The organism is Alistipes sp. CAG:29, from assembly GCF_000435435.1.
GTDB classification, from domain to species: Bacteria; Bacteroidota; Bacteroidia; order Bacteroidales; family Rikenellaceae; genus Alistipes; species Alistipes onderdonkii.
Map to the genome: position 1 here is coordinate 159,108 of NZ_FR893507.1, position 9,249 is coordinate 168,356.

Annotated in this window: 7 protein-coding genes; 5 read left to right on the forward strand and 2 right to left on the reverse strand. The window is 60.4% G+C overall.

Annotated elements, in window-relative coordinates:
• The 5 genes from QVP03_RS13480 to QVP03_RS13500 all read left to right on the forward strand — a co-directional run.
• On the forward strand, nt 1–630 hold a 630-nt coding region (locus QVP03_RS13480), incomplete at its 5' end, for a DUF4855 domain-containing protein (RefSeq protein ID WP_288210838.1).
• Between the two features lie 67 nt (nt 631–697).
• Entirely contained in the window at nt 698–1,906 is a 1,209-nt protein-coding gene (locus tag QVP03_RS13485; RefSeq protein ID WP_022333910.1) for a DUF4855 domain-containing protein, read from the forward strand.
• Nucleotides 1,907–1,921: 15 nt separating this feature from the next.
• Complete coding sequence (locus QVP03_RS13490; protein WP_022333911.1) at nt 1,922–3,415, forward strand: DUF4855 domain-containing protein; 1,494 nt, start codon at nt 1,922–1,924, stop codon at nt 3,413–3,415.
• A gap of 21 nt (nt 3,416–3,436) precedes the next feature.
• On the forward strand, nt 3,437–6,397 hold the full coding sequence (locus QVP03_RS13495; RefSeq protein WP_022333912.1) for a DUF4855 domain-containing protein: 2,961 nt from the start codon (nt 3,437–3,439) through the stop codon (nt 6,395–6,397).
• Nucleotides 6,398–6,482: 85 nt separating this feature from the next.
• Entirely contained in the window at nt 6,483–7,724 is a 1,242-nt protein-coding gene (locus tag QVP03_RS13500) for a hypothetical protein (RefSeq protein WP_276792425.1), read from the forward strand.
• Nucleotides 7,725–7,833: 109 nt separating this feature from the next.
• Here the strand turns inward: QVP03_RS13500 and QVP03_RS13505 are convergent, their stop codons facing one another.
• Both QVP03_RS13505 and QVP03_RS13510 read right to left on the reverse strand, forming a co-directional pair.
• Nucleotides 7,834–8,523: a GDSL-type esterase/lipase family protein gene (locus QVP03_RS13505; protein ID WP_022333914.1), complete on the reverse strand. Its 690-nt coding sequence runs from the start codon at nt 8,521–8,523 to the stop codon at nt 7,834–7,836.
• 11 nt (nt 8,524–8,534) lie between these two features.
• Nucleotides 8,535–9,249: SGNH/GDSL hydrolase family protein (locus QVP03_RS13510; RefSeq protein ID WP_288210839.1), on the reverse strand; the 715-nt coding region annotated here is incomplete at its 5' end.

The window sequence follows — 9,249 nt, forward strand, 5'->3', positions numbered from 1 at the left end:
GGGAAGGAAGACCGCATAGCCGCCTGCAAATGGTATATCGACCGGGTACGGGAGCGGTTCGCCCGGGGCAACTACGAACACGTCGAGCTGGCGGGATTCTACTGGCTGCGCGAGATCGTCACCCGGCCGGTGGACACGCAGTACAGCTACCACCTGACCCGCTCGGACATCATGCTCCCGCATATCGCCGACTACCTCCACAAGCTGGATTATACGTTCAGCTGGATACCCTACTACGGCTCGCGCGGGTACGACGTATGGCAGCAGTTCGGGTTCGACCAGGTCTACCTGCAACCCAACTATTACTGGAAGCCGCAGAACGACATGGATGAGGTTTGCAGACAGATCGACAGCCTGGGCATCGGCATGGAAATAGAGTTCGAACCCACGCTGCTCGACGCACGCGAAGGCAGCGGAACATTCCGTGCGCGGCTGCGCGATTACATCGACTACGCCAAACGACGCAACATCTACGGCAAACGGCCGTTCGCATATTACCATGGCACCAACGGGTTCTACGACCTCCACGCTTCGGACGACGAGGCCGACCGGGAGTTGTTCGACGAACTTTGCCAGTTCATCATAAACAATCCGTTACGGGCACAACGACCGACAACGGACAGGAAATAACCCATAAACGGATATATTGACCCCGGACGGAAGAGACTGCTCCGGGGTCGGATAAAAACGACAAGACATGACTCGCAGACTTTTTACAGTAGCAATTGCAGTGGTAACAGCCTTGGTTTTCACGCTCCCGACCGGCACCGCAGGCCCGAAGGACAAGCTGTACCCGTGGGAGAGGAAACACAAGAGTCCGGCGACCACGACCGATGCCGTATTATGCTACGGTGCCAGCCATCACCGCAATCCCTTCCTGTGGGACAAGGGGCGCTTCGCCCCCTATGTCACCTACGTCGACCCCGACGGGAAGGAACAATGGCTATTCGACGGCTTCATCTTCCTGGAATCGCAGGATGTCGACCGCCCCGACAGCGGCGCCTACTCGTATATGACGGGCGTGCTGCGCGATGCGGGCGTATCGGCCGGCAAGGAGCAGTGGCAGGAGCTGATCGACTACTATTTCACAAAGGGCAACTGTGCCGACGCCCTGGAACAGGCCGTCAAGGAGGCCACCGCCCGGTTGGGCAAAGCGCCCTGCAAACGCCGCGTGATCATAATGATCCCCGATCCGATCATCCACCGCCACTACATCGACACGACCACCACGACCACCTACTGGGGAGAACTCGGCGGGCGCCGGTTGGATTTCAACAGCAACGAAGACCGCGTAGCGGCCTGCAGGTGGTACATCGACCAGGTGCGGGCACGGTTCGCCCAGGGCGATTACAAATACATCGACCTGGCCGGGTTCTACTGGATCCGCGAGATCGCCGCCCAGCCGCACGACACGGAGTACAGCTACCACCTGACCCGTTCGGACATCCTGCTCCCCGAGATCGCCGACTACCTCCACCGGCTCAACTACACGTTCAGCTGGATTCCGTTCTACGACGCCCGCGGCCATGACGACTGGCGCAAATTCGGCTTCGACCAGGTCTACATGCAGCCCAACCACTACTGGAAGCCGGAAAACAACCTGGATTCCGCCTGCATGAAGATCAACCGTGCCGGGACGAGCATCGAGTTCGAATTCGAGGCTTCGATCCTCAGCGCGGATCCGCACAGCGACATATACCGGGCACGGATGCGCAAATACATGGAATATGCAAAGAAACACGGCATCTACGGCACCCGCCCGCTGGCCTATTACCAGGGGAGCAATGCCCTCTACGACCTCTCGGTCTCCACGGACGAAACGGACAGGGAGTTCTTCCACGAATTCTGCCGTTTCGTCGTGAACAACCCGGTACGGACGCAACACTCCGGAAAGGGAAACAAATAAAAAAACCGACATCCCATGACGAATTACCGAATCATTTTCACGCTTCTCTGCTGCCTGTCGTTCATCGGCTGCGGGGACGGGGACGACGAACCCTCCGGGGGCCCGAAACCGGCCCTGAGCATGACGATCGCATCGTCGGGCGCCAACTCGGTGACGCTGAACATGAAGCGCACGAACGCCACGTCCGTCAAAATCATATACAAGGCCACAGGGGTCATTACGTCCGAAACGGCGCAGAGCGTCGCCCAGAACGGCACGCAATACACCGGGACGACGGTCGAGATCGACGGCCTGGCGGCGCAGACGACCTACACGGTCTTCGCCGTGGCCTGCAACGACTCGGGCGAATACAGCCAGATGCAGTATGTCCGGTTCACCACCGACGCCCCCGGCCCGCAGATGTACCCGTGGGAACAAAGCCGCAACGGGATACTCTCCTATACGGACATGGTGCTGTGCTATGGCGGCAGCCACCACCGCACCCCGTACCGCTGGGACAAGGAGCGTTTCGCCCCGAGCGTGAGCTACGTGGACGAACAGGGCAAGGAACATTGGCTGTTCGACAGCTTCCTGTTCATCGAATTCCAGGACAGCAGCCGTCCCGACGGCGGTTATTACGCCTACATGGTTGGGCTGATGAAGGACTACGGGTTCTCGGCCGGAAAGACGCAATGGAAAGAGCTGATCGACTATTGGTTCGCCGGCGGCAGCGGCATGGATGCCCTCGAAGGAGCCGTGAAGGACGCTTCGGCACGCCTGGGCGCACCCCCGTCCAAACGCAAGGTCATCATGGTACTTCCCGACCCGATCATCTACAAGGTTTACGACGGCAAGGGCAACGGCAAGGGCGACCCCGGCTCCACGGTTTACTGGGGCGAGCTGAACGGCCGCAAAATGGACTTTTCGACGGCCGAAGACCGCATCGCGGCCTACAAGTGGTATGTCGACGAGGTACGCAGGCGTTTCGACCTGGGCAACTACCAGTATATCGACCTGGCGGGGTTCTACATCATCTCCGAGGAACTCGTCACGCCGGGCGACGGCTGGAACCACGAACTGAAGAAATCAGACGAGATCATCCCTCCGCTCGCGGAATACCTGCATGCGATCAACCAATCCCTGAACTGGATCCCGTACAACCGCGCCGCAGGGTATAAGAAATGGCAGCAGCTGGGCGTAGACTACGCCTATATGCAGCCCAACTACTTCTGGGAGGGACAAAAATCGCTGTCGCAGTTCTTCTCCGACGTCAAGGCCAACGGCCTGGGCATGGAATTCGAGTTCGACGAGGCGCTCCTCGAGGGCAATCCCGACTGCGACACCTACAAGAAGCGTTTCCGCGAATACATGTCCGGAGCCAGGCTGAACAATGTCTACGGCACAAAGCCGCTGAGCTACTACCACGGCACCAACGCCTTATACGACCTGTCGAAATCGACGGCAGCCAAAGACAGGGAGTTCTACCACGAATTCTGCCGTTTCGTACTCGACAACCCGATGCGCAAATAACGATTAACGACCCGTAAACAGATGAAAAAACTCAAGACCTTCGCATTTTGCACCCTCTTAGCGGCATTGGCCGCAAACCATACGCCCGCCACAGCGGCGAACGGCCCCACGGGCGACGCGGCCCCGGCAACCCGCAATTCCGAACCGAAAATGTACGCCTGGGAACAGGAACGCGACGCGATACCGTCCTATACCGACCTGGTGTTGTGCTACGGTGGCAGCCACCACCGCACCCCGTACCGCTGGGACAAGGAGCGTTTCACCCCGTTCGTGACCTATGTGGACGAAGAGGGCAGGGAGCACTGGCTCTTCGACGGGTTCCTCTTCCTCGAATTCCAGGACAGCAGCCGCCCCGACGGGGGTAAATACGCCTACATGGTAGGCGTGCTGCGGGGCCAGGGCGTTTCGGCCGGCAAACAGCAGTGGAAGGAGCTGATCGACTACTGGTTCGACGGCGACAACGGCGTGAACGCCCTCGAAGCGGCCGTAAAGGAGGCTTCACAGCGGCTGGGCACGCCCCCGGCCAAGCGCAAGGTCGTCATGGTAATGCCCGACCCGATCATCTACCGGAAGTACGACGACACGAGCGAGTCGACGACCTACTGGGGTTCGCTCGACGGGCGGCGGATGGATTTCGCCAAGGGTGCCGACCGCGTTGCGGCCTGCAAATGGTATATCGACCAGGTGCGCAGGCGCTTCGACGAGGGGAATTACCAGTACGTCGAACTGGCGGGGTTCTACCCCATCTCCGAGGAGATCGTGACGCCGGGCGACGGCTACTGCCACGAACTGAAAAAGTCGGAAGAGGTCATCCCCCAGGTTGCGGAATACCTGCATTCGATCAACCAGAGTTTCTGCTGGATACCCTACAACCGTGCCGCAGGCTACACCAAATGGAAGGAGATGGGCATCGACTACGCCTACATGCAGCCCAACCACTATTGGGACGACAAGGGCGCAAGGCCGCTGTCACGCTATTTCTCCGACATCAAGGCGCACGACCTGGCGATGGAATTCGAATTCGACGAGAACATCCTCGAGGGGGAGCAGAACTCCGACGTCTACAAAAAAAGGTTCCGCGAGTATATGGAAGGAGCGAAAAAACACGGCGTATACGGAAGCAAGCCGCTGAGCTATTACCACGGCACCAACCGTTTTTACGATCTGTGGGCATCGACGGCCGCAAAGGACAAAGAACTGTTCCATGAATTCTGCCGGTTCGTGATCGGCAACCCGCTGCGGCAACAGCCCGCCGCGTCCGGCAAACCCGCCGCCGAGCAGGGCTACCGGACGACCGGAATTCAGGATTTGGCTCTGATCTACCAGGGCGGCAGCCACCGGCTGGACTGGACGGTCGATGAATTCCGGCCCTATGTCGTACACCGGTTTGCCGACGGCTCGAAAGACTGGCTCTTCGACGGCTTCCTGTTCCTCGAGTTCAAGGACGGCTCGGGACGCAACTACACCGTGGGCTACGAGAAACTCAACGCCCGCAGGACAGAATGGGAGTGGCTGCTGGATCGGATTTTCGAGCAGGGCAAGTCGCTTTCGGCACTCGACCGGTGCATCGGACAGGAGATAAAAGAGCTCGGAAAGCCCGCCTTCAGGCATCAAATCGTACTGGGGCTTCCCGAAGCGATCCGCGGCCAGAAGGACTGGGGCGAGATTGACGGCCGGGAGATGGATTTCTCGAAAGAGGAGGATCAGATCGCCGCGACCAAATGGTACATCGGGGAGCTGGTCGAACGTTTCAAGGCCGCCAAATACAAGCACCTGGAACTCTCGGGCTTCTACTGGGTCGCTGAGGACACCCACCACTGCGCGGAGCTCACCATTCCGCTGAGCGAATACATCCACTCCGAAGGCAAGCTTTTCTACTGGATTCCCTACTGGCAGGCCAAAGGCCATGAGGAGTGGAAACGCCTGGGCTTCGACGTGGCCTACCAGCAGCCCAACCACTTCTTCAACCACTCGATCCCCGACAGCCGCCTCGACGAGGCCTGTGCCACGGCCCGCCGCCACGGGATGGCCATGGAGTTCGAATTCGACGAGAAGGCCACGGCGGCGATCCCCAACTCGTCGCACGACCGGATGGCGGCCTATATCAACCACTTCGAAAAGAACGACGTCTTCAACTCTTCGGCCGTCGCCTACTACTGCGGAAACCGCGGCGTACTGACCCTCGACGAGTCGGACAACCCGAAAGACAAGGCCCTGATGGATCGCCTGGCCCGGATCATCCAGGCACGCCGCTACCTGAAATACGGCATCCCGATGAAGAACAAGACCCGCGTGGTCGCACACCGGGGCTTCTGGCACACCGACGGCTCGGCACAGAATTCGATCGCCTCGCTCCTCAAGGCCGACCAGCTGGGCGTGTACGGCGTGGAATTTGACGTATGGATGGCCTCGGACGGCGTTCCGGTGCTCAACCACGACGGCTGGCACGACGGATACGAGGTACAGAGCACCCCTTCGACCGTGCTGACGACGCTCAAGCTCGAAAACGGGGAGCCGATGCCCACGCTGGCGCAATACCTCGAGGCCGCTAAGGATACGAAGGTACACCTCGTTCTGGAACTCAAGCCCCACGCCACCCCCGAGGCGGAAACCGCAGCGGCCGAGGCCGTGGTGAAGATGGTCGGCCGGTACGGGCTTTCGAAACGCGTGACCTACATCTCGTTCTCACTCCACATAATGAAAGAGCTGGCACGGCTGGCCCCCGCAAAGACGCAGCTGATGTACCTGGGAGGCGGCACGTTGCCCAAAGACCTGAAGGCGATGGGGCTGACGGGCTGCGATTTCAACTACGGCGTATACCTGAACAACCCGACGTGGCTCAACGACATCAAGGCGTTGAAGATGGCCTCGAACGTCTGGACGGTAAACAACCCGGCCGACATGATGTGGGCCATCGAAAACCGGGTCGACTTCATCACCACAGACCGTCCCGACCTCTTCCTGAAGCTCACCCGCAAGTAAGCGGGCCGGGCATCGGATACCCCGGTATACAGGCGATGCATCCGGGACGCGCCCGGATGCATCGCTTCCCTATAAAAACGCAACGATGAAACATTTGAGAATCATGACCTGCCTGCTGTTGCTGGGCAGCATGGCGCCCGCAACGGCGCTCTGTACCGGCAAGGATGCCCCCAAGCGCAGCAAGGAAAAAGGATGCAACCGCCCCTATTCCGAAGCGATGTATGTCAAACGCCAGGGCGGCGACCTCTATATTTCGGCCAAGCTGGACGGGCGGACGGATATCACCTATTGGTTCAGGCGGTGCATGTTCAACGAGCTCTACACGTTCTACCGCGTAGGCATCACGCGCAACAGGGCAGCGCTTCCCTCCACGCAGCCCGAGGCCGAACCCGCCGTCCTGCTCAACTCGACGTACAGCGACAACATCGGGCCTTTCGCCATCCCCGGATGCGGGTGGTGCGGGGGCAACCACAAATACAGGGAACGCACGGCGCGCACGGCACGCAGCGAGGGTTACACCCTGCTGGCCGACGGCAACCGCATCGAGGGCGACACGACGCTATGGGCAAATCGGGTGACGGTCGAGGCCGAAAACGTAATCCTCGACCCGACACGCCCTTACCGGAACGCCGCGGGCGGAGAAGAACTGCGCGACACCCTGTGCCGGGAATCGGTGACATACACTGTCCGCCGCAACAACATCGAGGTCGCGGCCTCACACCGGTTCTGCAACGCCGCGCCCGTGACCATCGCCATCTATTACGGGATGCAGTCGATGTTCGAAGGCGAGACGCACGTACTCACCCCGGGCGGGGCCTACACGGACTGGACGGAAGTGGCGAAGGCATCGACGTTCACCAAACAGGAGCACCCCCTTTTCCGGCGCTACGTCGAAAAGAACAGACAGGGGTACCAATCGACCTGGCTGCTGCCCGACGGGCTGGGAGACCACGCGCTGCTGGACGGGCAGGACGACATCTTCATCTATGCGCCCTACGGCAAGAGCTACCATAAGCTCATCGGGAACAAACGGATCAAGAACGGTGACAAGACCTGCTGGCGGGGTGTCTACACCTGGTTCGAGACGCCTATCGCCGACGATGCCGACCTGTTGTGCTACGAAGGCAGCGCCGGGGGACATACGGCCGTTTTCATCGACTGCAAGCGGGCTTGCAAGAGGACGCTGGCACTGCCCGGATACCTCGACCTGCGGCATTTCGGAACGGCCGAACAGAACGGCGGCATCCGCATTTCGGCCGCCGGGCGGAATAAACTGAAGATAAAGGCCGGCGCACCGGGCAGCTGTGTATTGCTGCTCCGGGAATAAGGTAACGGGGCCTAAATAACGGAAGGCCGCTGCGATCTGCCTGCAAGAATAAGAGGGCCGGGGAAATAAGCATTCCCCGGTCCTCTTATAATTCTGCCCCTGCCGGCTATTAACGCCGCCGATACCGTTTCGGATTCTTCAGCACCGCGTCGACGACGGGCGGCAGAATCTGCTCCATCACGTCGTACCCCGCGGCCGTGGGATGGACTTCGTCGTAGGTATAGGCCGCTACCATGCCTCCGTCCGCTTCGGACATCGCCGCGTGGTAATCCACATAGGGGACATTCTCCCTGCGGGCGTACTCGCGGATCATGGCGTTCAGCTCGATGATCAGGGGCGCGGGTTCCAACTCCTTGCGCCAGCCGAATTCACGCGCGGGCAACAACGAACACAGCACGGGGGCGATGCCGTTGGCACGCGCCAGCTCGACCATCGACACGAGGTTGCCCAGGATATGCGGCAGCGATATGTAACCGGTATTTTGCGCTATGTCGTTCGTCCCGCCGCAGATGACGACCACCTGCGGGTGCAAGTCCAGCACGTCGGCCCGGAAGCGCACGAGCATCTGCGAGGTGGTCTGCCCGCTGATGCCGCGGCTCACATAACCGCGGGCGGCGAAAAAGTCAGGATGCGTCTTGATCCACAGTTCGGTGATCGAGTTGCCCATGAGGACGACCTTCGGATTGCGCACCTGGCCGTTGGCCTGCTCGAAGCGGCCGAAGTTCGCCCAGTCCTGGGTTTGCGCAGCGGCGCAGAGCAAACCCGCAAGGGCAAGGACGGTAAAAAACAGTTTTTTCATCGTTTCAGTAGCTATTGAATGACCTCCATCGGCATCTCCCACCCCATGATCGTCGAGATGTAGGGGATGACCGCAGCGGCGAACTTCCGGTGTCCGCGGTGGTTGGGATGGTACCCGGCCCCCAGGTCGCCGTCCTGGTTGGTGATGCCCGTAAAATGCATGACGCAATGCAGGTCGCCGTCCTCCAGGCCGGCCATGACGGACTGCATATAGGGATAGAACGCCTCCGCACCGTCGGGGATGACGTAAAGGATCGGCACGGAGCCGTAATGTTCGCGCAGGGCGCCGTAAAGCTCGCGGAAAGCCTTGCCGAAGGCGGCCTCGGAGGGTGTAATGCCCGTGCTGCAATCGTTCGTGCCCAGTTTTATCACCACGATGTCGGGCTTGTAGCCCCGGAAATCCCACCGCGGCGAGTCGGTCATGTCGAACGTCCGCAGGATGCGCTGGCGCATGGTGACGTCCGACGTCTGCTTCACGTCGCCCCAGTTACGGACAACGCCCTGTCCCGAATGGGCCGTGAGCACGTAATCGGCATCGAAACAGCGCGCCACGATGCAGCCCCATGCCAGGTCGCAGTTCTCGGTCTCGGGGGTGAAAGGCTCCGAGGCGGTTTTCCCCTCGGTACCGTAGCCGCACGTGTGCGAGTCGCCGATGAACTCGATCAGCCGCGACGGGGCGGGCGGCAGGTCGAGCAAGGCACCGTCGGCCTCGATGCCGTAGAGCGTC

Excerpts from the sequence above, each read along its gene's own strand:
- QVP03_RS13505 (WP_022333914.1), bottom strand. The coding sequence starts at position 8,523 with ATGAAAAAACTGTTTTTTACCGTCCTTGCCCTTGCGGGTTTGCTCTGC.
- QVP03_RS13500 (WP_276792425.1), top strand. The coding sequence starts at position 6,483 with ATGAAACATTTGAGAATCATGACCTGCCTGCTGTTGCTGGGCAGCATG.
- QVP03_RS13495 (WP_022333912.1), top strand. The coding sequence starts at position 3,437 with ATGAAAAAACTCAAGACCTTCGCATTTTGCACCCTCTTAGCGGCATTG.
- QVP03_RS13490 (WP_022333911.1), top strand. The coding sequence starts at position 1,922 with ATGACGAATTACCGAATCATTTTCACGCTTCTCTGCTGCCTGTCGTTC.
- QVP03_RS13485 (WP_022333910.1), top strand. The coding sequence starts at position 698 with ATGACTCGCAGACTTTTTACAGTAGCAATTGCAGTGGTAACAGCCTTG.